At 57.6% G+C, this 24,005-nt stretch carries 21 protein-coding genes; 10 read left to right on the top strand and 11 right to left on the bottom strand.

Annotated elements, in window-relative coordinates; all coding sequences use genetic code 11:
- Position 1 precedes the first annotated feature (1 nt).
- A complete protein-coding gene (locus tag BCM02_RS19390) occupies positions 2–1,600 on the bottom strand; it encodes a xylulokinase (RefSeq protein WP_148930775.1) in 1,599 nt (532 codons plus the stop codon).
- A gap of 152 nt (positions 1,601–1,752) precedes the next feature.
- Positions 1,753–2,217, bottom strand: coding sequence for a hypothetical protein (locus BCM02_RS19385; RefSeq protein ID WP_148930774.1), 465 nt, complete (start codon positions 2,215–2,217; stop codon positions 1,753–1,755).
- Between the two features lie 588 nt (positions 2,218–2,805).
- On the opposite strand from BCM02_RS19385, the gene BCM02_RS19380 reads away from it, so the two are divergent.
- Positions 2,806–4,281: a stalk domain-containing protein gene (locus BCM02_RS19380; RefSeq protein WP_148930773.1), complete on the top strand. Its 1,476-nt coding sequence runs from the start codon at positions 2,806–2,808 to the stop codon at positions 4,279–4,281.
- Positions 4,282–4,343: 62 nt separating this feature from the next.
- Here BCM02_RS19380 and BCM02_RS19375 read toward each other — a convergent pair whose 3' ends face one another.
- Both BCM02_RS19375 and BCM02_RS19370 read right to left on the bottom strand, forming a co-directional pair.
- Positions 4,344–4,565 (bottom strand): hypothetical protein, encoded by a 222-nt coding sequence (locus tag BCM02_RS19375; protein ID WP_148930772.1) that lies wholly within the window; start codon positions 4,563–4,565, stop codon positions 4,344–4,346.
- A 91-nt stretch (positions 4,566–4,656) separates the two neighbouring features.
- Complete coding sequence (locus BCM02_RS19370) at positions 4,657–5,271, bottom strand: hypothetical protein (protein ID WP_148930771.1); 615 nt, start codon at positions 5,269–5,271, stop codon at positions 4,657–4,659.
- Between the two features lie 279 nt (positions 5,272–5,550).
- Here BCM02_RS19370 and BCM02_RS19365 point away from each other — a divergent pair, with 279 nt between their 5' ends.
- Positions 5,551–7,119: a trypsin-like peptidase domain-containing protein gene (locus BCM02_RS19365; protein WP_148930770.1), complete on the top strand. Its 1,569-nt coding sequence runs from the start codon at positions 5,551–5,553 to the stop codon at positions 7,117–7,119.
- 90 nt (positions 7,120–7,209) lie between these two features.
- On the opposite strand, the gene BCM02_RS19360 is transcribed toward BCM02_RS19365, so the two are convergent.
- The 3 genes from BCM02_RS19360 to BCM02_RS19350 all read right to left on the bottom strand — a co-directional run bounded on the left by BCM02_RS19360 (position 7,210) and on the right by BCM02_RS19350 (position 11,357).
- Positions 7,210–8,004 carry a GNAT family N-acetyltransferase gene (locus BCM02_RS19360; protein ID WP_187434310.1) on the bottom strand — a complete coding sequence of 265 codons (795 nt, stop codon included), beginning with the start codon at positions 8,002–8,004 and terminating at the stop codon, positions 7,210–7,212.
- Positions 8,005–8,196: 192 nt separating this feature from the next.
- Positions 8,197–9,819 carry a glycoside hydrolase family 5 protein gene (locus BCM02_RS19355; RefSeq protein ID WP_148930768.1) on the bottom strand — a complete coding sequence of 541 codons (1,623 nt, stop codon included), beginning with the start codon at positions 9,817–9,819 and terminating at the stop codon, positions 8,197–8,199.
- Between the two features lie 509 nt (positions 9,820–10,328).
- The gene (locus BCM02_RS19350; RefSeq protein ID WP_148930767.1) at positions 10,329–11,357 is read right to left on the bottom strand and encodes a LacI family DNA-binding transcriptional regulator; all 1,029 of its coding nucleotides are present in this window, start codon (positions 11,355–11,357) and stop codon (positions 10,329–10,331) included.
- Between the two features lie 114 nt (positions 11,358–11,471).
- Here BCM02_RS19350 and BCM02_RS19345 point away from each other — a divergent pair, with 114 nt between their 5' ends.
- Together BCM02_RS19345 and manA are read left to right on the top strand one after the other, a co-directional pair.
- Positions 11,472–12,389, top strand: a complete 918-nt coding sequence (locus tag BCM02_RS19345) for an ROK family protein (RefSeq protein WP_148930766.1) — start codon at positions 11,472–11,474, stop codon at positions 12,387–12,389.
- A 22-nt stretch (positions 12,390–12,411) separates the two neighbouring features.
- Positions 12,412–13,356: a mannose-6-phosphate isomerase, class I gene (manA, locus tag BCM02_RS19340; RefSeq protein ID WP_148930765.1), complete on the top strand. Its 945-nt coding sequence runs from the start codon at positions 12,412–12,414 to the stop codon at positions 13,354–13,356.
- 254 nt (positions 13,357–13,610) lie between these two features.
- Here the strand turns inward: manA and BCM02_RS19335 are convergent, their stop codons facing one another.
- Positions 13,611–15,575, bottom strand: a complete 1,965-nt coding sequence (locus BCM02_RS19335; RefSeq protein WP_148930764.1) for a stalk domain-containing protein — start codon at positions 15,573–15,575, stop codon at positions 13,611–13,613.
- 328 nt (positions 15,576–15,903) lie between these two features.
- On the opposite strand from BCM02_RS19335, the gene BCM02_RS19330 reads away from it, so the two are divergent.
- From BCM02_RS19330 to BCM02_RS19320, 3 genes are all read left to right on the top strand, one after another.
- The gene (locus BCM02_RS19330; protein WP_148930763.1) at positions 15,904–16,374 is read left to right on the top strand and encodes a hypothetical protein; all 471 of its coding nucleotides are present in this window, start codon (positions 15,904–15,906) and stop codon (positions 16,372–16,374) included.
- Between the two features lie 456 nt (positions 16,375–16,830).
- Complete coding sequence (locus tag BCM02_RS19325; protein WP_148930762.1) at positions 16,831–18,519, top strand: methyl-accepting chemotaxis protein; 1,689 nt, start codon at positions 16,831–16,833, stop codon at positions 18,517–18,519.
- A 24-nt stretch (positions 18,520–18,543) separates the two neighbouring features.
- Entirely contained in the window at positions 18,544–19,782 is a 1,239-nt protein-coding gene (locus BCM02_RS19320) for an extracellular solute-binding protein (RefSeq protein ID WP_148930761.1), read from the top strand.
- A gap of 161 nt (positions 19,783–19,943) precedes the next feature.
- Here the strand turns inward: BCM02_RS19320 and BCM02_RS19315 are convergent, their stop codons facing one another.
- Positions 19,944–20,558, bottom strand: coding sequence for a TetR/AcrR family transcriptional regulator (locus tag BCM02_RS19315; protein ID WP_148930760.1), 615 nt, complete (start codon positions 20,556–20,558; stop codon positions 19,944–19,946).
- A 170-nt stretch (positions 20,559–20,728) separates the two neighbouring features.
- On the opposite strand from BCM02_RS19315, the gene BCM02_RS19310 reads away from it, so the two are divergent.
- Positions 20,729–21,145: a VOC family protein gene (locus BCM02_RS19310; protein ID WP_148930759.1), complete on the top strand. Its 417-nt coding sequence runs from the start codon at positions 20,729–20,731 to the stop codon at positions 21,143–21,145.
- A gap of 33 nt (positions 21,146–21,178) precedes the next feature.
- Positions 21,179–21,517: a DUF1801 domain-containing protein gene (locus tag BCM02_RS19305; protein WP_148930758.1), complete on the top strand. Its 339-nt coding sequence runs from the start codon at positions 21,179–21,181 to the stop codon at positions 21,515–21,517.
- Between the two features lie 157 nt (positions 21,518–21,674).
- On the opposite strand, the gene BCM02_RS19300 is transcribed toward BCM02_RS19305, so the two are convergent.
- Together BCM02_RS19300 and BCM02_RS36350 are read right to left on the bottom strand one after the other, a co-directional pair.
- Entirely contained in the window at positions 21,675–21,869 is a 195-nt protein-coding gene (locus BCM02_RS19300; RefSeq protein WP_148930757.1) for a hypothetical protein, read from the bottom strand.
- A gap of 22 nt (positions 21,870–21,891) precedes the next feature.
- Positions 21,892–22,821, bottom strand: a complete 930-nt coding sequence (locus BCM02_RS36350; RefSeq protein ID WP_148930756.1) for a methyl-accepting chemotaxis protein — start codon at positions 22,819–22,821, stop codon at positions 21,892–21,894.
- A gap of 178 nt (positions 22,822–22,999) precedes the next feature.
- Here BCM02_RS36350 and BCM02_RS19290 point away from each other — a divergent pair, with 178 nt between their 5' ends.
- A complete protein-coding gene (locus BCM02_RS19290) occupies positions 23,000–23,917 on the top strand; it encodes a MerR family transcriptional regulator (protein WP_148930755.1) in 918 nt (305 codons plus the stop codon).
- Positions 23,918–24,005: the final 88 nt, after the last annotated feature.

Raw genomic sequence — 24,005 nt, 5'->3', positions numbered from 1 at the left:
GCTAAGCCAAATGCGTAACGGCCGCTCTTTCGATCGCGAGCCCTTGCTTGTAACGATCCATGAACGTTTCGAAACCTTCGACGTCCTTCGCGTCCGGGGACAGCGTCTCGCCCGTCTGACCCGCGAATACGCGCTCGTTCAAGTATTGTTCCAGCGTCTCGCCGTCGGCCTTGTTGACCGCGTACGAAGCGAGCAGGGCGATGCCCCATGCGCCGCCTTCGCCGGCCGTCTCCATGACGGAGACCGGCACGTTCAGCGCGGCCGCCATGATGCGCTGGCCGACGCCTTTCGTCTTGAATAAGCCGCCGTGGCCGAGGATTTCGTCCAGCTGGACCGCCTCTTGCTTAAGCAGAATATCCATGCCGATCTTCAGCGCGCCGAGCGCCGTGGACAAATGCACGCGCATGAAGTTCGCCAGATTGAAGTTGCTGCCCGAGGAACGGACGAACAACGGACGGCCTTCCTCGAAATGCGTCATATGCTCGCCGGAGAGGTAGCCGTACGCCAGCAGGCCGCCGCAATCCGGATCGCCTTGGAGCGCGAGGTTGTACAGCGTGCCGTACAGCTCGTTCTTGTCCAGGTTCATCCCCATCGCCTTGCCGAATTCCTCGAACAAGCCCACCCAAGCGTTCAGGTCGGAGGAGCAGTTGTTCGAATGCGCCATCGCGACCAGGTTGCCGGTCGGGGTCGTCACGAGGTCGATTTCGTCATACGCCTTGGACAGCTCCTTCTCCAGGACGACCATCGCGAAGACGGACGTGCCCGCGGAGACGTTGCCGGTCCGCTGCGCGATGCTGTTCGTCGCGACCATGCCCGTGCCCGCGTCGCCTTCCGGCGGACAGAGCGGGATGCCGGCTTGCAGCTCGCCAGTCGGATCGAGCAGCTTCGCGCCTTCCGCCGTCAGCGCGCCCGCGCTCTCGCCCGCGGACAGCACCTGCGGCAGAATGTCTTGCAGCTGCCAAGGCAGATTACGGTTGGCGATCAGCTCATTGAACTGGCCGATCATCGCCGCGTGGAATGTTTTCGCATGAATATCGATCGGGAATACGCCGGATGCTTCGCCGACGCCGAGTACCTTCTCGCCGGTCAGTTTCCAATGAATGTAGCCGGCCAGCGTCGTCTGGAACTTGATGTTTGCGACATGCTCTTCGCCATTCAGGATCGCTTGGTACAGGTGCGCGATGCTCCAGCGCTGCGGAATGTGGAAGTTGAACAGCTCGGTCAGTTCCGACGACGCCTGCTCCTGCAGGTTATTCCGCCACGTGCGGAACGGCACGAGCAACTCGCCGTCCTGGTCGAACGCCATGTAGCCGTGCATCATGCCGCTGAAGCCGATCGCGCCGATCGTCTGGAGCGTGACGCCGTACTGCTGCTTCACCTCTGCGGCCATCTTCCGATAGCTGTCTTGAATGCCCTTCCAAATATCCTCGACGCTATAAGTCCAGAAATTGTTGACGAAGCTATTCTCCCAGTCATGGCTGCCGGATGCGATCGACGTATGGTCCTCGCCGATGAGCACCGCTTTAATACGCGTGGAGCCAAGCTCGATGCCAAGTACGGTTTTCCCGCTCAGAATGGCGTTTTTTACATCAAGACTCATGCCTAATCCCCCATCATCGTTCAATGATTTTTAATACGATTAATTGATTAATATATTAGCAAATATACAACCTATATTACAATAGAATCGGATTCTAGAAAATTGTAATTTTTTTCGATTCGGGAGATGCTTGAGGGGAAAAGCCGCCCCACTCAAACCGCTCTCGTCTGCCGCTCCTTCCTCGCCTGCCATAGCAGCGCCATGAGCAAGAACTCGATGATCGCATAGAAGAGAAACGTCAGGTTTAACGTATTCCCTAACGCATCCATGAGACGCTCCAGCGATGCCGGATTAAAATCGCGGGTTCGCAGCGTATACGGACCATAATCGTTGGTGTAAGCAAACATAAAAAAGGCGATGGTCGGCAGCACCGGCACCCATCTTGCTATCGCGCGTCCCTTACGAAACTTCGGAGACGGCTCGATCGCGGTGTTCCTCTTAATCCAAGAACGAAGAATTAGGTATAAAATCGATATCCCCGCTAGAATAACGCCGTAGGTTAGGAGATAGACCGAGCCGAAAATCGCCCGGAACCCATCATACAGGCCGATGTTTCGAACGAATGCCCAGCCTAGTGCAACCCACAAGAATAGGACGAAATTACGCGCATGATTCATCTGTATACCTCCGAAGTCTATTGTCGATTCTTTCTATTTGCCGAGTGCAGCCTCCTGCCATTCTACCTCTTTTGGAAGATGCTTGCTATTTGCACAGCCCACTTGCTTACAATTGAATAAAATTGCGCTCGGACTTGTTTCAAAATCTTACAAACACGGTTAAGGATACTCGTACTCGATCTTCTATGAAGGGCTGATTCCACCTTATGCGAGCAAATCAAAAGATACGCATTTTGGAGACGGTAGAAGACTCATTCTTGCAGCACCTATTAACGCGCACGCTGCACAAAAAGACGCAACCCGCGTTCCTGGCCATTATTCTGGAGGAATTTTATTTCCGTGACATGAATCCGATGCAGAGGTCTGGCTTGGAATAAAATAGATAGAGCAGCCTTGGCGGGCTGCTCTTTATTTTGCCTTTCAGAAGACTGCTCTCCCGGTATAGGAACTCGGACTAGCTAATATCCAAGAACAAGAAAACCTGTTTTTTGTGAGATCTACCTATATACTGGTAACCTTTTGGCGAGATGATGCGTCTAATTGGTGGTCCTTGCAATTTAACCGCACACAAGGAGGAAAATCATAGTCATGAAAAAACGCATGGTTTCGCTTATGGTCACTTCCGCATTCGCGCTCCAAGCCGCGGCATCCGTCTCCGCCGCGCCGGTCGGCGGAACGATTCAAGATTACGAACCGAACGCCATCGTCAAGAAGAACGGCACCTTCTGGAATTGGGGCGTCTGGGGCATTGCACAGCGGGCCGTGCCGACACAGGTGAATGCGCTGAGCGGCGTGAAGAAGGCGTTCCCGAACAGACTCGTCCTGAAGCAAGACAACACCGTCTGGCAATGGACGATCGCCCCGCAGACCGGCAAGGCGACGGTCACCCAAGTACCGGGCGTAAGCGGTCTCGCCTTCTCCGTCAGCTCAGGCGACCTCATCTACATCGTCGATGGCGCCGGTGCCGTCTACGCCATACCGTACGACTCGGTTACTCACGAACCGCTTCCGTCGCAAGTTGCCAAAGTTGCGGGCCTCGAAGGCGTGACGGACATCAGCCGGTACAGCGAGAGCGATGCGACGCAATGGCGCGAGCAGTGGTTGTTCCTGAAGAAAGACGGCACCGTGCAGCGCAAACTGAAGGACGAGACGACCGCCAAGCCGGTTGCCGGATTAAGCGGCATCGTCGACCTGCAGGACAACTTCGCGCTCAAGAACGACGGGACGGTATGGGGCCTTCCTGCCGAAGTCGCCAATTCCGATCGTAATCCCCGGCAGGTCAAAGGCTTGACCGACATTCAATCGTTCAACGCCGCCGTCGCGATCGATGGCAATTCCCAGCTTTGGTACTGGGGAAATACCGTGACGGGCTGGTCGGATACGACGGCTCGGCACCGCCAATCGCCGATTCGCATCACGACCATCAACGACGTCAAGGCCGCCTTCGCCGTGGAGCGCGCGTTGCTCGTGCTGACGAACAGCGGCAAGCTATATATGACGTCGATCGAGATGGAGAAGCTGCCGGCCAACCCATCCTTCAAACTGATCGCCTCGGACGTGGACAACGCGGAACCCGAATACCGTCATCTATTCTTCCAGAAGACGGACGGCTCGCTATGGGGCGTAGGCATTAACAAAAATTCCGAGCTCGGCTACGGCGATTTCGAATTCGAGCACTGGACGCCCGTCCCGGTACAAAAGCCGATCGAGGTCGTTCTGAACGACGAAGCCGTGGAACTGACGAACGGCGTCGTCTCGCGTTCCAACCAGACGTTCGTCCCGCTTCGCTCGATCTTCGAGAAGCTCGGGGCCAAAATTACGTGGAACGCCGCCGAGAAGCTGGTCACGCTGGAAGGCGGCGCCCAAGCCTCCGACCCGCTCAAAATTACGATTAACTATACGACGGGCATTACGACGCTAAACGGCAAAGCGGTCGACACCGGCACGCCGCCGTTCAGCCTGGCCGGCACTTCTTACCTGCCGCTGCGCTTCGTCAGCGAGCAGCTGGGGGCCAAGGTGGATTGGAACCAGCAGGAAGAGAAGATTAACATTACGTATAAGTAAGCAAACCGGCAAGCGGGCTTCTAAGCCTCGGCTTGCCGGTTTCTCATTTATGGGGGCACGACCTAAAGTCGTTCTAGCCAGGAAGGCGCATAGGAGAGCATTACGGTCCCCGCCAGCAACGACAGCAATAACATTTTAGAGCGGGCGTTCTTCATCACCATCGCACCGAAGATAAACAGGCCTGCGGGAACTCCCCATAGGAAATGAACAAGGTAGGTCGTCCCAAAGCTCGGAAGCGAGGCGAACACGTTCATATAGATCGGCACCCCGATTAGCACCCACACAACGGCGCATCCGCCTCCAATGAGCAGGTTTGGGAGTGTAGCTTTTATCAAGGGGCTCACCTCGCTCCGTTCTGATTAACGATCTCCTCGTTTAGGCCAAAGAATCATACCGAATCCAGCTCATTTCCTTCATGTGCAGCACTTCCTTAAACTCCCTCACCAGCTGTCGGTAGGAGCCCAGCGTTCCGTAGTAATCCCCGTTCAAAATATCCCGTAACCGCTCGATGCACGCGTCCTCTACGTCGAATAGACGGAACTGCTCCACGTTGCGATTGGCGAACTGGTTCGCTACCGCCTCTACATACGACGGCCAAGCATTCACCTCCTGCGCCAATTGGTTATACACCGTCTGCCCAGGGTCGACATAGACCAATTCGAACAGATCCTGATCCGGGTACCGCTGGGCGGCCAATTGCATAATGAATTCATCCTTCACTTCATACGACACGTGAAGAGCGGCCAACTCCTCGCCCTCATGAACGATCCGATACCCCCATGCGTGATCCTCGAAATTGTAAAAATAAAGCACGGGCAACGCCGCCGACAGCGCCCGCACCTGCTCCGGCAGCTCTTCGCCGGCCTCCGTATCTTCGGTCATAAAGAGCACCCACTTGTCGTTGAGGTCCCGCATATAGACGGGATTCATTTCGCTCAATTTCGTCTTATACGGCTGGATCGTCAAACTACCTGCGGTAAACTCGCTCATCGTATTGCTCCCCCTTCATTTCCAGCGGCGCGCGCAATGCCCTCAATAAGAGAGGCGCCGACTAGACGCGTTCATCACCTTGCGCTATCCACTATTTCTAGTCATTTCCACATTCTCCTGCACGCTTGCCCGACTCGCCTCCATCGCGCTTAACAAACCTTTTAGGTCCGCCCGGCTCGTCCATGGAGTCTAATCTGCCCTTGCAGGTAATACAATCGTTCAGGAATGATTTCTGCCATCGGTTTCCACGTCAGGAATAACTGAAGGAGGAGCTTTATTATGAATCTAACGCTCAGGAACCCCCGGCTGCGGCGGTTCCTTCACCGTTTGCTCGTCATCGGCCTGGCCGTCAGTCTCTTCGGTCTCATGCAGAGCCGGGCGGCCGCGGCCGACGAGCCCGTCGCGATGGACCCCCGCATCATCGCCGATACGAACAAGCCCGGCGTCGTGATGATCGCCACCCTCTATTCCGCGAACATCTCCATCCCGGACGTCACCATGTCGCAAGAGGCGCTCACCAAGCTGCAGAACAAGCTCGCGGGCGATATCGTCAGCGGCGCGCTCGCGAACGACCCGAATGCGGTGATCGACGCCATTTTCAAGGAAATTTTCAAGGATCCGCTCCTCTACCTCATCCCGACCGACACGTACACGACCAAAGAGGTGCAAGCCGGCGCGACCGGCACGGGCTTCATCATTACGCCGGACGGCTACATTCTGACGAATGCCCACGTCGTGTACACGCCCGAGGACCAACTGAAGCAGACGCTGATTACGACCGGCCTGCAGGAACTGATCGAGCAGGACGTCACGGCCTTCGTCGCGGAAGTCAAGGCGAGCAACTACAAGCCGACCGAAGAGATTTTGCAGCAGCTGCGGCAAGCCGCGGCCAGCTTCTACGTCCGGTACGCGACGCTGAGCGACGTGCAAACGAAGGTGTACACCGAGATGGGCGTGGCGATCCCGGGCGTGCAGACGATGCAGAAAGGCTTCGCCAGCGAGATCAAGAGCCGCGGCGAGCCAAGCCCCGGCAAAGACGTAGCGATTCTGAAGATCGACAAGGAGAACCTGCCGACCGTTCCGCTCGGCGACGACGGCTCGCTTCGGACCGGCGATCCGATCTACGTCATCGGCTATCCGGGCGCGGCGACCTTCAACCCGATGCTGGCCGAGGAGAGCGTCGTCGAATCGACGTTGACGTCCGGACTCATCAGCGCCCGCAAAACGATGCCCGGCGGTTGGGACATCATGCAGGTGGATGCCGCGATGACGCACGGCAATAGCGGCGGCCCGGTCTTCAACGACAAAGGGGAAGCGATCGGCATCGCGACCTTCGGCAGCATCGACTCCAGCGACGGCACCGCCGTGCAGGGCATGAACTTCGTCGTGCCGATCAGCATCGCCACGCAATTCCTGAACGAGCTGAACGTCACGCCGACCGAGAGCCAACTGACGTCGCTTTATAAGGAAGGCCTCACGCTCTACAATCAACAGAAATACGCCAAGGCGCTCGATAAATTCCGGGAAGTCAACGAGCTGAATCCCGGTTATCCGTACATTCAGACGTTCATCACCGATTCGCGGATGGCCGTGAACAACCAGCCTGCCGACTCCGGCATAAACTGGCAGCTGTACCTGTTCATCGCCGGCGGCGTCCTACTCTTGGCCATCTTAGTCGCGCTTCTCCTCCTGCTGCTGCGGAAGTTCAACTTCAAAGTAGAGCGCAAAAGCGCCCCTCCGGCAGCCGAACCCCCTGCTCCTACGCCGGCGGCGAGCGCTCCGCGCAGCGAAGGCGAGACGGCCCCGGAAGCTGTCCAGCCGGACAACGGCGATTCATCCGACCGATAAAACGCCAAAAGGAGAAGGCCGCGCGCCTTCTCCTTTCGTTTGCGAACGGACCTTCCGGAACAGGCGCCCGATCTCTCCCTGGACCTCCCGCTAATCGCCGGTCGCGCCGCCGCCGACTTCCACATGCAGCAGCCGCGTCTTGGTCGCCATACCGGCGCGCTCCAGCGTTCGCTTAGACGCCTCGTTGTAATACCAGCAACCGCTGAGCGGACGTATTCCGTTCGCCCTGCACCAGCGCATGAGCTCCGTAATGACGGTCCGGCCAATTCCCTGCCGCCTGTACGCCTCGTTCGCGAACATCCCGATGCTGGCCGCGCCTTCGAGCAAGCCGGACTTCTCGACGATCCCGATGCCGAGCAGCATGCCGTCCCGCTCGTACGCGAACAGCTCGCCGTTCTCGATACGCCGCTCGTACGCGTCGAGGAAATCGCCGCCAACCTGCCTCATCGCGTCCGCATCCGTCAAGACGGCTTGGCGGAACGTCGCGCCTTCCGCCAGTCCTTCCCCTTCGATCGCCGCGCCCGCATCCTGGAAGAAATACGCCTGCTTATGAATCGTCAAATCCCGGTCCAGCGCCAGACTGAGCAGCAGCTCGTCGCTAGTCTGCACGAAGAGGGACGCGATCGCATGTCGCTCCAGCACGTCCCCGAACACGCGTTGCGCGTGCATGAGGTACGCCGGTCTCATATAAAATTGCGTCAATCGTTCTTGGTCGTGAATCGCGTAATAGCCCGCTTGTTCCCCTTCGCCGGTCTGAAGCAAGTAGAACGCCGAATCCCGAATGTACGATTCCAGGAACGAGTCGAACGGCGAAGCTAGCCCTCCAATCCACTCATCGAGCAGCATACGCGCCTCTTCAAGCTTGCACGCAATTGCCTGCATCATGCCGCATTCCCGCCTTTCCTGTCCATATGCCCCGCTTTCGCATCCCATCAAGCGCCCGGCTTACCCGCCCTGACGCGTTGTCCCTATCATACGCATCCCCGCGGCGAGCTGTAAACCTCTCCTTCCGCGCGCAAAAGGGAGCAAACTGCCGCTGCAGCCTGCTCCCTCTCCACGTCCCGCCGACTTTAGTCGCTAGTTAAAATGAATCCGCTCGAGCTGCACCGTGCCCGACAGGACGGCGATTCGAACGGTCGATTCGCTGCTCGCCTGCAGCGGAATCGCGGCCGACCGCCGCTTCCCGTCGTTTGGTTCAAGCGTCAGCTTGCACAGCTCGCGCCCGTCCTGCGCAACCGACACTTCCGCCGGCTCCAGGCAGCGGTAATCGAAGGCGACCGTGCTGCCTGCCGACGTGTCGTTGATGGAATAGACCGCGAATTCCTCCTGCCCCATCTCCAGCAGGAACCGGTCCCACAGCACGTCGAAGAAGAAGCGTTTCTCCAGCTGCTCGATCGGCGTATCCTCCACGATGCGCATGCCGGTCTTCGACCGGTACCGGTACGGATTGCCTTCGGCGCGCAGCCCGCTGTAGGCTTCCCCTCGCCCCGGCAGCTCGTCGAAATCGGTCGCGCGGACGGTGCAGCCCGGCCTGCGGAAGACTGCCGCGGCGACTTCGCCATTGTAGACGCAATTCGCAAGCTTGATGTTCGCCAGGTATTGATCGAGTATCGCGCGCGACTGCTCATACCCCGGATGGACGCCGCCTTTGGTGTAGTCCATGATCTTATCCCAGCCGTCCGGCAGCGGAATCGAATAGGGCGAGTTGGCGCAGTTCATTTTCTTCCACGGCCACAAGTTATACCCGATGTTCAGATCGGCCGCCAGCGGATACATCGCCGCGAACCACTCCGTCACGTTCTCGCCCGTCTCGCCGAGCCAGAGCGGCATGTTCAGTCGCTCCGACAACGCAAGGAATTCCTCGTAGGCGGAGATGTCCGGCAGACATGCGTACCGGTGAAAATGAACGTGCATGTTATCGTCGTAGCGTTTGTAGAAAATGCTCGTATTCGTCGCCCAATGATGGCCTTCGATCGAGAGCATGTGCAGCGGATCGATGGCGCGTATGGCGGCAATCGCTTCCTCGTAGAATTGGATGAGCTTCGGCACGAGGTAGTCGACGCTCTTCTCGCCGCCGTACGTCTGTTTGAGCGGCTCGTTGAGCAGGTCGTACCCGCCCACGATCCAGCGGTCCTTATAACGCTCGGCGAGCGCTTCCCACAAGCGGATGCCTTTGTCCCAACTGTCCGCATCGGTGAACAGACGCGGCACGTCGTCGATCGAGTCGTCGATATTCGCTCCGGTCTGGCCGCCCGGCGCGCCGTGCAGATCCAAGAACGCGTACAGCTTGAACTCCTCGCACCAATCCAGACAGCGGTCGATCAGCCGGAAGCCTTCCTCAATCCAGGCGATGCCCGGCTCATCCTCCATCAGCAGGCGCCAGTTGATCGGAATGCGGACCGAATTGTAGCCCTGCTCGGCCATCGCCCGTATATCTTCGCGGGTCACGTAATGCTCGCGGAATTCCGACCAGAACCGCTCGGCGTACGCGCTGCCCGTCAGCTCGCGAATGACCGCTTCGATGCGGCGCGGGCGGTCGAACCGGCTGTTGTGCGCGGTCCACATATAGCCCTCCGGCAGCAGCCAGTTGCCTAAGCCCCAGCCGGCCAGCAGCACCTCCTCGCCGTCCTCGTTCACGATCTTACGGCCTTCCGTCCGCAGAAATCCCTTCACTCTCGACCTGCTGAATTTCTCGTTCATCGTCTAATCACCCTTTATGCGAAATGAGTGGATATCGGGGTTGCCTTTGGTACATGCGCTTCGATTATATGACGGGCGAGGACGCGACCGTAAGGGAGGGGATTTCAGGTAAGGTGCGATTATTTTGGATGAGAGGCGGCGCAAGGGTTGGCGGACGGTAAGCGCGAAACGCATCTCGATAGGTACGCACAGGAAAGGCTCCGCAACCTTAAGGTCGCGGAGCCTTTGTTAGTGGGAAGCGTAATCAATGACGGCTTAACAAGCTATTTTCCAACTGCTAGGGTGCCTTACCGGAAAAGTATCGAAGAAATCTCGACCGTTTCGTCTTTCTTAATGTTGGGCTCATTGGAAATCAACAACCTTTCGGAATGACGCGTAGCGTCATGTGCTCCTGACGGTGTTTCTTTAACCACTTCCCACTTGACTACTATTAACCCGCTCGGACAAGCCTGAAACAGAACGATGCGCGAACGAAAGCGAATTTGTCGTAAAAGCGGCGACGCCCGGTTCTAGATACCGATGCGCCGCACGGAATTGCGCTCCACCAGCTTCGGCTGCACGTATAAGCGCAGCATCTCCCGGCATGGTTCCTTGAGCGACAGCAGCAGATCGGCGGCCGCTTCGCACATGCGCTCCTTATCTACCCGCATCGTCGTCATCGCAATCCCTTCGTCTTCCTCGTAACGCAGATCATCGAAGCCGACGATCGACACCTCCTCCGGAATGCGCAGCCTGCGCTTCCGAAGTTGTCTGGCCAACAAATACGCGATCCGGTCGTTGCCGCAGAAGAACGCCGTCGGCATCCCGCCCGTGCGGTCCAAGAAGTCCTCGATGTCCCGCTCCGTGTCGCCGAAGCCCGCCGAACGGACCAGCACCTTCTGCGGATCGATCGGCAGCCCGTGCTCCTGCATGGCGGTCCAATAGCCGAGCCATCGCTCCTCGTGGCTGGTCGTCAAGTTGGCCGGACCGATGAACCCGATGCTGCGGTGACCGTTGCGGATGAGCGTCCGCACGGCTTCGCCGGCGCCTTCGACGTTCGCCGACGCCACGACCGGACAAGGCAGCCCTCGGTGATACGAATCCAGCATGACAAGCGGCGTATCGAGCTTCCAGACCAGCTCCGCGTAGGATTGGTTCACGATGCCGAACAGAATGATGCCCTCGTACGCGATCTCCCCGCAATGCCGCGGCAGTTGAAGAGCGGACTCCATCTCGGCGTCGATCGGCGCGATGACGGCATTGCGTCCCCGCTTGCGGATGCTCTTCTCCAGTCCCCAGATCATGTCGTGGAAGAACTGGAAATGGTCGTTGTCCTGATAGCTCATGATCCGCTCCGGCACGAGGACGAGCACGTTCCCGCCCGATGCGGGCTTCTCGGCATAGATGCCGTAACCAAGCTCCTTCGCCGTCTGCAGCACGCGGTACCGCATCTCGTCGCCGACGCCCTTCTTGTCCTGGAGCGCGAGCGAGACGGCGTTCTTCGAAATATTCAGCCGATCCGCGATATCTTGCATAGACACCTTTTTTTTGCGCGCCATTCGTCTTTTCATTCCTTCCGAACCGTGATAAACTTATCGTAATTTTACTTTACACGATTACTTTTTGTCAAGTTTGTCAAGTTACGACAGAATGATTCGAGGAGGAACGAACTTATGCAAGCTGCCATCGGCATTGACATCGGCGGCACCAAGACCGCCATTGGCCTCGTCGCTTCGGACGGAGCGGTGCTCGCCACAACTTCGCTGCCCACGGATCTTACGATCTCGCCGTACGACATGGTAGACCGGATCGCCGAAGCCGCCAATCGGCTCATGGCCGAGAAGGAGCTGCTTCCTGCCGACCTTCAAGGCATCGGCATCGGCGCGCCGGGACCGCTGAACACGAAGCTCGGCCAAATCGCGGAGCCGCCGAATCTCCGGGCATGGTGGGGTTTCCCGGTCGTGGACGCGTTCAAGCGCCATTATGACGCGCGAATCGTGCTCGAGAACGACGCGACGGCCGCGGCGCTCGCCGAGAAGCAGGCCGGCGCCGCCAAGGACGCGGACCATTTCGTCTACGTGACGATCAGCACCGGCATCGGGGCGGGAATCTACAGCCATGGCCGCCTCCTTACCGGCTCGACCGGCAATGCCGGCGATATCGGGCATATGGTCGTCGATCCGGCCGGCGGCGACTGCCCTTGCGGACAGCGCGGATGCTTCGAGCACATCGCTTCCGGGACGGCGATCGCCAGGGAAGCCAGCGTCATGCTCGGTCGTCCGGTTACGACGAAGGAAGCGTTCGAGCTCGCGCTCTCCGGTCGGGATGCGGCGATGGATCAGCTTGTCCAGCGCGTATTCCGCTACATCGGCATCGGCTGCGTCACGCTGATCAACACGTTCGATCCCGAGCTGATCGTCATCGGCGGCGGCGTCTCCCAGGTCGGCGCGCCGCTCTTCGATGCGGTGAGCGGCTATATCCGGGAGCACGCGCTCAATCCATCCGGCCGGCGCACGCCCCTCGTCCCCGCCGCGCTTCATCAGGATGCCGGCTTGATCGGCGCCGCCGCGCTCGTGCAGACCCACTATTAATCCGCGAAGGGAGCTATAACTCATGAATCAACCGATCTTTTTGCAGCCCGTCTTCCAAGAACGAATCTGGGGCGGCACCAAATTAAGCGACCTGTTCGGCTATGCCATCCCGAGCGATCATACCGGCGAATGCTGGGCTATCTCTGCCCATCCGAACGGCCAGAGCGTCGTCAAGGAAGGCCTGTACGCAGGCATGGCGCTAGGCGAGCTGTGGTCCTCGCATCCGGAGCTGTTCCGCTCCGCGTCACCGGTATTCCCGCTGCTGATCAAGCTGCTGGACGCCTCGGACGATCTGTCGGTCCAGGTGCATCCGGACGACGCCTACGCCGGGGAACACGAGCAGGGCGAGCTGGGCAAGACGGAATGCTGGTACATCGTGGACGCCGAGCCCGGCGCCTCGATCATCTACGGCCACGAGGCGTCCTCCAAGGCGGAGCTCGAGAGCATGATCCAAGACGGCCAATGGGACGCGCTGCTCACGAAGATTCCCGTCAAGCCGGGCGACTTCTTCTATGTCCCGAGCGGCACGATTCACGCGCTCGGCAAGGGCATCGTCGTGCTCGAGACGCAGCAAAGCTCCGATACAACGTACCGGGTGTACGACTACGACCGCCGGGACAAAGACGGCAACCTCCGCGAGCTGCACTTGGAGAAAGCGATCGACGTCACGTCCGTCCCGCAAGCCTATGAGCCCGCCGGGTTCGAGACGCAGACGCGCGATGGCCTGAACGTGAAATCGTTCGTGTCCAATTCCTTCTTCACCGTTGAGAAATGGGACGTAGACGGCAGCGCGCAGCTAGCGGCCCACGAGCGCTATACCCTCGTCAGCGTCATAGCCGGCAGCGGTTCTATCCACGTCCAAGACGGCGAATATGCGCTGCGCAAAGGCGACCACCTTATCCTGCCGGCCGGCTTCGGGCCTTATGGGCTGGACGGCGAGCTGACGCTTATTACCTCGCACGAATAGTCGTATTCTTCCTCCCCCTTCCCCCTCCGCCGAGGGGGACCAGAGGGCTTCGCCCTCTGGACTCCCCTTTGCGTGCTGACACGTCTGTTCGCGGTCGGTGGTTGGCTTCGAGTTGGGTGCGCTTTTGTCCTGGCGGATAAAGCTTCATGCGTGCGGGGAACATCTAAAAAACGCCCAGTTCGTCGCATAAGGACGAGCTGGGCGTCATTTTTATAATCTCAATCAGGATGGATAAGTGCCTCTACCCTTCATTGCTAGTTCTTGTACGCCGGCATCGGCAGGAAGACCATGGCCAGCGGCAGGAAGCTGCCCGACGCGAGCGTGAACTTGATCTCGACCGATTCCTCTGTGCTGCCGGTGCGGTACAGGAAGCCCGCTTCATTGTTGTTCAGCAGCACGGAATTGTTCGTGACCGTGACCAGCTCGCCGTTCACCAGGAATGCGCCCGTGTACATGCCGCCGCGCGGATTGAGCGCGATGACCGTATTGGGGGCGACCCGATCGAGCTTCATCGTGTACATGACGCCGAAGTTGCCGAGATTCAGCTCGTTCACGCCGCTCGAGTAGTCGTAGCCGAACAGATACGGGTCCAGCTTGCCGTCGCCGAACGTCATTTTGGCCGGCTGCTGGCCCAGCAGCTCGCTCGTCTGGAGCGTCCGGTTCGCGTTATTGAACGTCCCGCGGACATGCTTGCCGTCGCGCGGCATGACGGGCAACAGCGGCATTTCGGCTTTCGGATCCTTGTCCGCGGCCACGACGACCACGTAGTAGTACAGCTCCTGGTCCGAATACAGATCCGCGTACGCCGAGAAGACTTGGTTCGGCTTGATCGGATACTTGCTCAGCTCCGGCAGCACCTCGATCGTCTCGCCCGGCTTCACCGTCATCGCCTTCGGCGGCGCGCCGTCCTTGATCGACTGCAAGTATCGGACCGCCGCCAGCTTGGCGGAGTTCGCCACGTAAATATCCGGACCGCCGTAACCGTAAGTGCTCGTGTTGACATTGACCGTCGTGGAACCCTTGTTCGTCGCCATCAAATACATCCGCACCGGGTAGCCGACCTGGTTGACGTTGTGGAACAAGTAGCGGACGCTGCCCGTCAGCTGCTCCTCGTACGCGACCCCTTCGCTCACGAACACCTCGGGGCTGTTGCTGCGGATCAGCTGCGCCGTATCCGATTCGATGTTGTACTTGATCTCCGTATAGTTGCGAATATCCGCTCCGCTGACCGCGAACTTCTCGCCTGCGGTCGAGAAGAGAAGACCGTATTCTTCCTTCGTATAGAGCACCTCGCTCGTCACCGTAATCGTCTTCGTCGCGGAGGCGGTCAAGCCGTGGGCGTCCGTCACTTCGAGCGTCACGGTATGCTCGCCCGCTTCGAAGAACGCGTCGCCTGCCGGACGCCCGGTATATTTCGCCTTGGCGATCGCGTTCTCGTCATCCGTGCTCAGGTCGGTGAACGTGATCCGTTCCCCGATCCGATACGCGTCGCGGTCCACCTGGAAGTTCGCCACGGGCGGCTGATTCGGCATGATGACTTCGACCGTGACGGAATACGGATCGCTCCATTGGCCCGTCGCGTCCTGCACTTGCCGGGTAATCGTATAGGTGCCGGGCTCGGTGAAACTTTCCTGCCGACCGGTCCATTGCTCGTTCACGAACGGCTCCCCCGTCTCGCTGGTCGAGCGGTCGGTATAGGTCACGAGCGTCTCGCCCGCGTATATCACGGCCGGCGTCACTTCGAAAGTCGCCGTCGGCTTCGTGCCCCAAGCGAGCGTGATCGTCGTGCCGGTCAAGGTCAGCTTGCTATCCGTCATGTTCGACCATGTGCGAATCGGCACCATCATGGAGCCCTTCAGCGCGAACGGCGCGAGCGGCGCGCTCACGGCCTGGCCATCCCGCGTAATCGTCTTCCGGTCCGCCTTGAAGCGGAACTCGTGCTGCTCGTTCTTCACGACGGATTCCTTCGTCTTCGCGTCGAACGATACTTTATAGCCGTATTGGTCGGCTACCGACTTGAGCGGGATGAACGACGTGCCGCTCTTCGCCGTCACCGGCTGCGCCGTCAGCGAGCTGACGCCGTTCTTGATCATGACGTTGCTGTTCAGCTGCAGCGTTAATTGATTCAACGCTTCTTGCGCTCTTGCTTCCTTGGCGCCGAAGCCCCCGATCGGGGCGGCCAGCAGCGACAAACTCAGCATCCATTTTAAAGCTTTCATGTCTCGTCTCCTTCTGCTTCTGCTTGCGCGATCTGAAACTTCTCCTTGTCTCTTGCCGGCGGGATGGCTGATCTCCGCCGTTGAACCCACGCCATCTTAAACGCCTGCAATTGCCAAAAAGTTTCTCTGTCTTATCCAAAATTTACGAAATACTGGAAGCTGGCTAGCGGCCGGAATGCCGGCAGGCTATAGTCGACGCCCCTTCTCCCCCGAACAATTCTTTCGCACCGTTCATCGGCTCGTTGCTGGAGAGGAATCTTTAGGAAGGATGGCCGAATCCAATAATCTCCTTTTATGTTAAAATGACATAAACGAGGAGGTGGCGAAATTGGTTACGGCGAAACATGCCATTAAATATCCTTCTAGGGTCGGGGCTACGATTGGGGTACTGTTCTCCGTTTTTTGGATGTTGTTCTGGATGTTCACGCTGCTCGGAGATATTCGCGCGGTAAGCGTCAAGGTGCTGCTCTTGCTGTCGGCCGTTGCCATACTCGCAAACTTTGTCTTGTGGATCATCGCATTGGTTAGAACGTCCAAGCTCGGGACGGACCTGCAGTTCGACCGCGACCAGCTCGTCATCTATGACCGGACCGTCCGCCCGGAGGACATCAAGACCATCATGATCAAAGGGTATTTCAACCCCATCGTCGGCTTATTGCCGCATGGCAAAAGGGTCGTCCCCGTCGCGATGACGTTCCGCTTCACGTCGAATGAAGACAGAGGCTTCGCGGACTTGAAAGACTGGGCGGATCGCAATCAGGTGCGCGTGGTCCATCGCTCGTTTCAGCGGTGGATCTAAACGGGTTCCTTCCTCCAACCGGGAAGCTCTTCCGCCAACGAAATCCGAGCATCGGATCTCGTTTGGCTTTTGACTTTCTTCAGGTCGACACGAATCGTCCCCATCGCACTTTAGCCGCGAATAATCGCTTTATATGTGCAATCGTTTGCAAATTTACTGTTCCTCCATGGTCTTCTTCCTCTTATAACCATCTTCCTAAACACCACACTTCAAAATTTATCCGCAAATGCCGATAACACCAGTAAGGCTTAGAAATGGTGAAAATACCTCATAAATACTAGGAATTTATTAGTCATATCGTTTACTGCATTCCATTTATTTTTAGTTTACAACGCCCGTGTCGTTCGTTTACCATTAGTCTCTAATCCGCACATTTTTGTGCATTCGTTTGCACAATGAAGCCGTTTGATCAAAAATCGCCATTACACATTTTTTTCTACACCGGGGGGCATCGCATTGGCATTCAGACTACGCACCAGATTGTTGTTCAGCTTTCTCTCGATTATCGCGTTATTCCTCGTCACCGTCGCGGTCACGACGACGATGAACAACCGCATTACCGCGCTTACGGACGATATCTTCGCGTCGCAGCAGCGGCTGGAGGTCGTACAGCGGCTGAACTTGTTCGCGCGAACGGCCAACGACGACGGGGCTCATTATTTGCTGGCGCCTAACCATCTGATGGGCAGTTATAAAGGCCGTTTCGAGGAAACCGTTAAATTTCTGGACGAAGAGCTCGCCAAGCTGAAGAGCATGACGACCGATCCGGACGGCTTAGAGCAGCTGGAAGCATTCAGCGGCCTATGGACCGAGAACGTGGCTTATAAAACAAAACTCATGGAGTTAAAGGCTGCCGGGGAAACCATCTCTGCTCAAGAGCGGTACACCCAAGATTCCTTCGATCCGATCGCGTTCGCGCTGCTCGCCTTCATGAAGGATGAACAAGCCAATATCGAAGCTTACAAGTCCGAAATTACCACCAAAAACAAACAGGTGGAGCTGGCGAATTATTCGCTGGTCGGTATCGCGATTCTATTGTCGCTCGCAATCGCCTTCCTGCTCTCCCGATATATGCTTAGCCGCACGGCCAAATTGATGCAGTCCGCGGGAGCCGTTGCGCAAGGGAATCTCGATGCCGAACCGCTGGCGTTCAAAGGCAAGGATGAGCTGGCCGAGCTGGCCGCGGCGTTCAATACGATGACGCAATCGCTCCGTTCGGTCATCGGCAGCGCCGACTCCGTGTCGCTTCAAGTCGCCGCCTCGTCGGCGCAGCTTCAGGCGAGCGCGGAACAAACAAGCCAAGCAACCGAATACATCGCTTCCGTTATGCAGGACATCACTGACGGCACGCAGCGTCAGGCGGAGCAAGTCGGGGAGAATATGAACATTATTACGCACTTGTCCGAGAAGGTCCGCGCGATCGCGAGCAACGGAGAAACCGTCCTCCGCACCGTCACGCATACGTCCAATACCGCGATGCAGGGCAAGCACGACTTGACGAACGCCATCCGGCAGGTGCGCATCATTGAAAGCAGTACCGACAAACTATCCGGCGTGATCGAAGAGCTGAAGCAGCAAGCCCAGCAGATCGGCCAGGCCATTCAGTTAATTACGAACATCGCGAAGCAGACCGACCTGCTGGCGTTGAACGCGGCGATCGAAGCGGCAAGAGCCGGGGAACAAGGACGCGGGTTCTCGGTCGTCGCGCAAGAGGTCCGCAAGTTGGCGGAACAATCGCGCATATCGGCGGACCAAATTCACGGTTTAGTCGCGGGCATTCAACGGGAAGCGAGCGTGGCCGCTTCGGAAATGGAGAACGGAACGTTCGAGGTTCAGAAGGGCATTCAGTTGATCGAGGTGGCCGGCGATTCGTTCGAAGGCATCATCGCGCTCATTCGCCAGGTTGAAGAAGATGTGCAGGGCGTTACCGAATCGACGGCCGACATTCTGGCCGGCACCGAATCCGTCGTGGACGGCATAACCGTCATCTCGGCGATCGCGAGCGAGAATACGTCCGGCACGCAAAGCGTGGCGGCTTCTACCGAGCAGCAGCTGGCTTCCATGGAAGAAATCGCCGCTTCCTCCAACTCTCTCGCCAGTCTGGCGGACGAGCTTAAGACGCTTATCGGCAAATTTCGATTATAATTCCATGGCTAAGGGTGATATAACGTGTTGAAGCAAATACTATCCGTACTTGTGGCCATGTCCTTAACCGTGACGGCCGCGTGTGCTAAAGCAGAGAACGAACAGCCGATTACTTTGACCTTCGTGAGCACTTACGACGGTAAGGAGGCCGAGCTTATCAAGGCCCGCGCGAAGGCTTTCGAGCAGGAGAATCCGGGGGTCAAGGTTAACTTCGTGGAAGTCGCCTTCGGTTCCGCCTCGAACTATGTCAAGACCGCCATGCTCGGCGATCAGGCTCTCGACGGATTCCGTTCCGATAATTCATGGGTCCCCGAATTCGTTGAACTGGGGCTTCTGCATCCGATCGACGGGCTCATCTCGCCCGAGAATGCGGCAGACTTTAATCCGACCGCGCTTGCGTCCGTCACGATCGGCGAGAAGCTATATGGTCTTCCCACGGTAATGGAAGCACCGGCCCTTCTTTACAACAAGCGCCTTCTTCAGGAGAACGGGTATGCCGCTCCTCCCCAGACGATGGACGAATTGATGGCCATGGCCAAGAAAATGACGGCTGGCGGGCGCTACGGCCTTTACGTCTCCGACGATTCTTACTTCGCCCTTCCTTATGTATGGGCTTTCGGCGGCGACACAATGACCGATGACCGCAACTCTCATATCGCCTCCGCCGAGTCGGTCCAAGGTCTTGCGTTCATGCGGACGCTTCGCGAGAGCGGCGTCACCCAGCCTTACCCGGATTTCGCAGACGGCTATAACCGGATGATGAGCGATTTCAAGGAAGGCAAGAGCGCCATGATCGTGAACGGTCCATGGGCGGTCAGCGACCTGCTGACCGGAGCCGAATTCAAGGATGCCGGCAATCTCGGCATCGCGGCCGTACCCGCGGGGCCGGGCGGACAAGGCTCGCCGGCCGGGGGCCACAGCTTGGTCGTATCCAAGTACAGCAAGCACCCTGACGCGACGTACAAGCTGATTCAATATTTGACCAACGCCGAGACGCAAACAAGCCAAGCGAAGGAACTCAAGACCTTGCCTAGCCGGCTGAGCGTCTATGAAGATTCCGCGCTTGCCTCCGATTCGATCGTTCAGGGCTTCAAGGAAGTGCTCGAATCGGCCAAACCGCGTCCGCGTATTTCCGAAGGAGCTCAGATGTTCGGCGATTTCTCGGCCAACCTTGGGCCGATGTTGCTTGGCCGCTTAACGCCTCAGGAAGCCGCGAACAACATCGACGCCGCATGGCGGGTTTTATTGAAGCTGGATCGTTGACGAAGATCTGCGCGCAATCGCGGCGAGAAGGAGGATTGCGACGACTCGCTGTCTCTCTATCATGCGAAAGAACCCGGAACATGATTCGTTCCGGGTTCTTTCGCATGATTTCGAAGGCGTCCTCGTCATAAAAATGATCGAAAGCGACTTGCGCTAGTCCGTCATACTTCCTGCCCCTTTGGCCGATCATCGAACAACCGCTCGCTGACCAATCGCAGAAATTGCCCCCATTTCGCTTGGAACTCCGGCTCCTCCGCGGCATGTCCCGTAATCATGCGCGTCACGTTGCTGTACAGCAGCGGATAGATCGTCAAACTCGAGATCATCAGCGTAATCAAGGCCGGATCCAGCTCCTGCGGCACCAATCCCTTGTCCTGCTTCGCCTGCATATCCGCCACGTACGATTGGAGAATCGCCTTCCTCCGCTCCTCGCCGTTGCTGTTCTCCGGCACTTGATCGATCGCTTCCCATGCGGTGAACTTCAGAAAATCCGTCAAATGCTCCAGGTTGACCTTGTATCGGAAATCCGCGATATGGGCCGGATTGTCCGGCAGGACGAAATTGCCCGAAGGCAGCGACGAAATGAAGCTGTCGATCACTTCATTAATCAACGCGTCTTTGCTCGTAAAGTAATGATAGATCAACTGCTTGTTGATGCCCGCCCGCTTCGCGATCGATTCGATTCTCGCGCCCGTGTAGCCTTTCTCGAAGAACTCTTCCTTCGCCGCCTGGAGTATCGTATTCCGCGTGCGTTCCGCATTCCGTATCTCGCCCATGCATGACCCTCCAGCCTGTAGATAGCTTTATGGTAGTTTCTGATGGCGCCGAAGTCAATTTTAGTGCGACGGAACCGCTGGTACAACTTGACAGTCGGTAAGTTGGATTTTATAGTAATTTCAATAACTTTATACTTGTAAAGTTAAATTCCAATCGAGGTGACTTGCGAATGGCGCTCCAGCTCAGTAAAACGTTTATTAACCTGCCCGTCAAAGACTTGCGGCAATCGATGGACTTCTTCTCCCACATCGGCTTTGATTTCAATCTGCAGTTCACGGACGATAACGCTACCTGTATGATTATCAACGAGCACACGTATGCCATGCTGCTCGTGGAGCCGTTCTTCCAATCCTTCACCTCCAAGACGCTGGCCGATTCCACGAGCAGCACCGAGGTCATCGTGGCGCTGGCGGCCGACAGCCGCGAGCAGGTGGACGAGATTGCCGACAAAGCGATGGCGGCGGGAGCTCTCCGTTCGAATGATCCGCAAGATCTGGGATTCATGTACACCCGGAGCTTCCAGGATATTAACGGCCACCTGTGGGAAGTGTTCTATATGGCCGATCCGGGATCTAATCAAGGCTAGTTCGCACGACGCGATCAAGAGAGGAGTTTACGCATGAGTCAGGAAGTCGCCGCTTACATGGAAGCTTTGCAAGAACCTTGGCAGCAGGAGCTTGCAACGGAACTGCGCCAGTTGATCCACCAAGCGATCCCCGAGGTGCAAGAACGCCTGCAGTACAAGAAACCGCATTTTCTGAAAAACGGCAAATATGCCGCCGTCGTCTCCGTCTCGAAGGATGCGGTCAGCCTCACCATTTTCAACACGTCCGATCTATCGCTCCCGGGTACGTTCGATGGACCGCCGGAGCGAAAGACGCTGAAGCTGCGCAAGGGCGCAGCCTATGATGCAGGCGCGCTTGCGTCTTGGCTGAAAGAGGCTTCGGCCTCGCTTTAATCGGCCGCTATTCCGACCGGGCAACGCGTGTACGACGAACAGGACTGCTCATCGCGATCAGTCCTGTTTGCCTTCCGCCTTCATATCGAAGGTCCACGGGCGGGATACGGCCTCTGGCCGTCGCGCAATATGTTGTCTCCCGCGTCCTGCTGCCGTTTCACCGCTTGCCGATCATGGCTTCAATTTGTCCGTATACCCAGCGAACGTCCTCGTCCTCGATAACGGCCGCGCCGAATTGACCTTTCAAATGAGCCAACAATTCTCGGTAATGACGCTCTTTCTCGGTCTGTTCGAAACTCGAGCGGCCTACGGTCAACGCATCCTCCAAGTACTGTTGAAGCGACCTTTTCACATCGAACGCTCCCCTCTCGCGATTACAGGATATCGGCGACCTTCCGCGCCTGCTCGTCCAGCTCGCGAGCGGCGAGACCGATATCCGAAAATTCAAGGACCGCCTGCCGAATCCGCAGCTGGCTGCCGGTAATCGCGGAATGCGATCGCTTCGCGCGCTTGGCGACCTTCTCCACTTGTTCGGTAATGCCGGCCAAGCAGACCCGTACCTTCTTGGTCGATTCCTCGGTCTGATTGGCGAGCTTGCGCACCTCCGCCGCCACCACGCCGAATCCCAGTCCATGCTCTCCCGCATGCGCGGCTTCGATCGCCGCATTGAGCGAAAGCAAGTTGGTCTGCGAAGCGACCTCGCGAATCGTCGCCGTAATCTCGCGGACCGCGCCGGCATTCTGCTCCAGCGTTTGAAGAACCTTGATATTCTCGTCCGTATCGGCTGCCAGGCCGTTGATCGCCGCTTCGAGCGCATGACTGCTCGCAATGCCGCGTTCGGCGCGGGTCAACAATTTCTCCGCCATCGCTTGCAGATGGCCGATCACGTCGACCGCCGCCTCTTCTCTCGCCGTAATATCGGTCGCTACCTTGATAATGCCTTGCACGCGTCCGGTTGCGTCGAATACCGGAGAGTAAGTCGCCTCGAACCATAAAATCCGCCGATCCTTTGTGACCCGCATGACTTTCTCCTGAAACGAACGCCCGCTGCCCAGCTCCTTCCACAGCTTCGCGTATGCCGAGCTGTTCGCATATTCGAGCGTGCAGAATTGACGGTGCGTCATGCCCGGAAGTTCGGAAGGCGAGTAGCCCATCGCGCCCGCGAAGTTCGCGTTCGCCCACAACACGCGTCCTCGAGGATCGAATTCAATCATGGCAAGCGTATGCTCTACCGCCGCCATAGCCGCGCTAAGATCGAATACTTGCGTACTGGCATGCCGTCTTGGCTGAATAAGACCCAACATGACGCATCTCCTCTTATGTAAGCAATTTTGTATAGATTATGTATAGTATTTTGTGTAAAAATTATACGTAAAGTCCTTTCGATTAGCAAGCTTTTCTTAAGCTCGTTCGTTAAATATTGCGTGCATGGGGAGACCGATTTTGTGAAGTTTATGTATAATAGCATTGAGGTGAACGGGCATGTACAGCATCAAGAAGGTGTCGGAATTGACGGATATTCCGATCGTGACCATTCGGGCATGGGAGAAGCGATACCAGATCGTCACCCCCTTGCGCACCGGCGGGGGACACCGGTTATATAGCGAGACCGATATCGAGACCTTGAAGTGGATTAAAGATCAGATGGAGCGGAATCAGCTCAAAATAAGCGAGGCCGTATTCCAGCTTAAAAATAAATCGGGCGAGGCGCTTGCGGATACCGGCTCCCAATCGGAGTCCGGCTCGGGATCGTCCTATCCGGATCTAGGCGAGCGGCTGTACCGGGAGCTGACCGCGCTCGACTCCGCCCAAGCCCATCGCACGATCGACTTGGCGTTCTCTTTGAACGACTTCGAGGACGTGTTTCATCGTCTGTTGGCACCGGTTCTGTATCGAATCGGAGATGCGTGGGAGAGCGGCCTCATCACGGTCGCGCAGGAACATTTCGCTTCGCAGCTCGTCATGGAGCGCTTCAATCAATTTCACCGGATTTTGCCCGTGCAGGCGCATCTGCCGCTGGCGATGGCGTTCTGCCCGGAGGGCGAGCATCATCATATGGGGCTGATGCTCTTCAGTCTGTTCATGCGCCGGAAGGGGCTTGACGTCGTGTACTTGGGGCCGAATACGCCGCTAGCCGGACTAACCCGGCTCATTAAGATGAGACGCGTCTCGATCGTCGCGGCGTCGGTCAGCGACCCGCCTCTGCTGGCCGCGTTGGAGACATGGATCGAAACCTGCCGGACCGAGCATCCCGGCCTCGCGTTCGTCTTGGGCGGACAGGCGTTCCGGGATTGCCCGCCTTCGCTCGCCGATTACGCGCGCTCCGGCGATCCTGCAGAATGGGAAGCCTGGTTCCGGTCGACCGTGCTCCCGCTTCGCTACCGGGATCTGGGGATGTAGCGATACGCATAAGACGCGCAACAACCCGGCACGCGCCTGCGTGCCGGGTTGTTTGACGATTCGTGCCAAGCCGAAGCCGCTTCAGATT

This window comes from Paenibacillus methanolicus (assembly GCF_008124765.1).
Lineage (GTDB): Bacteria > Bacillota > Bacilli > Paenibacillales > Paenibacillaceae > Paenibacillus_Z > Paenibacillus_Z methanolicus.
The sequence above is the reverse complement of the archived record's forward strand: the minus strand, read 5'-3'. Positions and strand labels throughout refer to the sequence as shown.

Bases quoted from the DNA above. Each gene is read 5' to 3' on its own strand.
- BCM02_RS19390 (WP_148930775.1), bottom strand. From the start codon at position 1,600: ATGAGTCTTGATGTAAAAAACGCCATTCTGAGCGGGAAAACCGTACTT.
- BCM02_RS19385 (WP_148930774.1), bottom strand. From the start codon at position 2,217: ATGAATCATGCGCGTAATTTCGTCCTATTCTTGTGGGTTGCACTAGGC.
- BCM02_RS19380 (WP_148930773.1), top strand. From the start codon at position 2,806: ATGAAAAAACGCATGGTTTCGCTTATGGTCACTTCCGCATTCGCGCTC.
- BCM02_RS19370 (WP_148930771.1), bottom strand. From the start codon at position 5,271: ATGAGCGAGTTTACCGCAGGTAGTTTGACGATCCAGCCGTATAAGACG.
- BCM02_RS19365 (WP_148930770.1), top strand. From the start codon at position 5,551: ATGAATCTAACGCTCAGGAACCCCCGGCTGCGGCGGTTCCTTCACCGT.
- BCM02_RS19360 (WP_187434310.1), bottom strand. From the start codon at position 8,004: ATGATGCAGGCAATTGCGTGCAAGCTTGAAGAGGCGCGTATGCTGCTC.
- BCM02_RS19355 (WP_148930768.1), bottom strand. From the start codon at position 9,819: ATGAACGAGAAATTCAGCAGGTCGAGAGTGAAGGGATTTCTGCGGACG.
- BCM02_RS19350 (WP_148930767.1), bottom strand. From the start codon at position 11,357: ATGGCGCGCAAAAAAAAGGTGTCTATGCAAGATATCGCGGATCGGCTG.
- BCM02_RS19345 (WP_148930766.1), top strand. From the start codon at position 11,472: ATGCAAGCTGCCATCGGCATTGACATCGGCGGCACCAAGACCGCCATT.
- manA (WP_148930765.1), top strand. From the start codon at position 12,412: ATGAATCAACCGATCTTTTTGCAGCCCGTCTTCCAAGAACGAATCTGG.
- BCM02_RS19335 (WP_148930764.1), bottom strand. From the start codon at position 15,575: ATGAAAGCTTTAAAATGGATGCTGAGTTTGTCGCTGCTGGCCGCCCCG.
- BCM02_RS19315 (WP_148930760.1), bottom strand. From the start codon at position 20,558: ATGGGCGAGATACGGAATGCGGAACGCACGCGGAATACGATACTCCAG.
- BCM02_RS19310 (WP_148930759.1), top strand. From the start codon at position 20,729: ATGGCGCTCCAGCTCAGTAAAACGTTTATTAACCTGCCCGTCAAAGAC.
- BCM02_RS19305 (WP_148930758.1), top strand. From the start codon at position 21,179: ATGAGTCAGGAAGTCGCCGCTTACATGGAAGCTTTGCAAGAACCTTGG.
- BCM02_RS36350 (WP_148930756.1), bottom strand. From the start codon at position 22,821: ATGTTGGGTCTTATTCAGCCAAGACGGCATGCCAGTACGCAAGTATTC.
- BCM02_RS19290 (WP_148930755.1), top strand. From the start codon at position 23,000: ATGTACAGCATCAAGAAGGTGTCGGAATTGACGGATATTCCGATCGTG.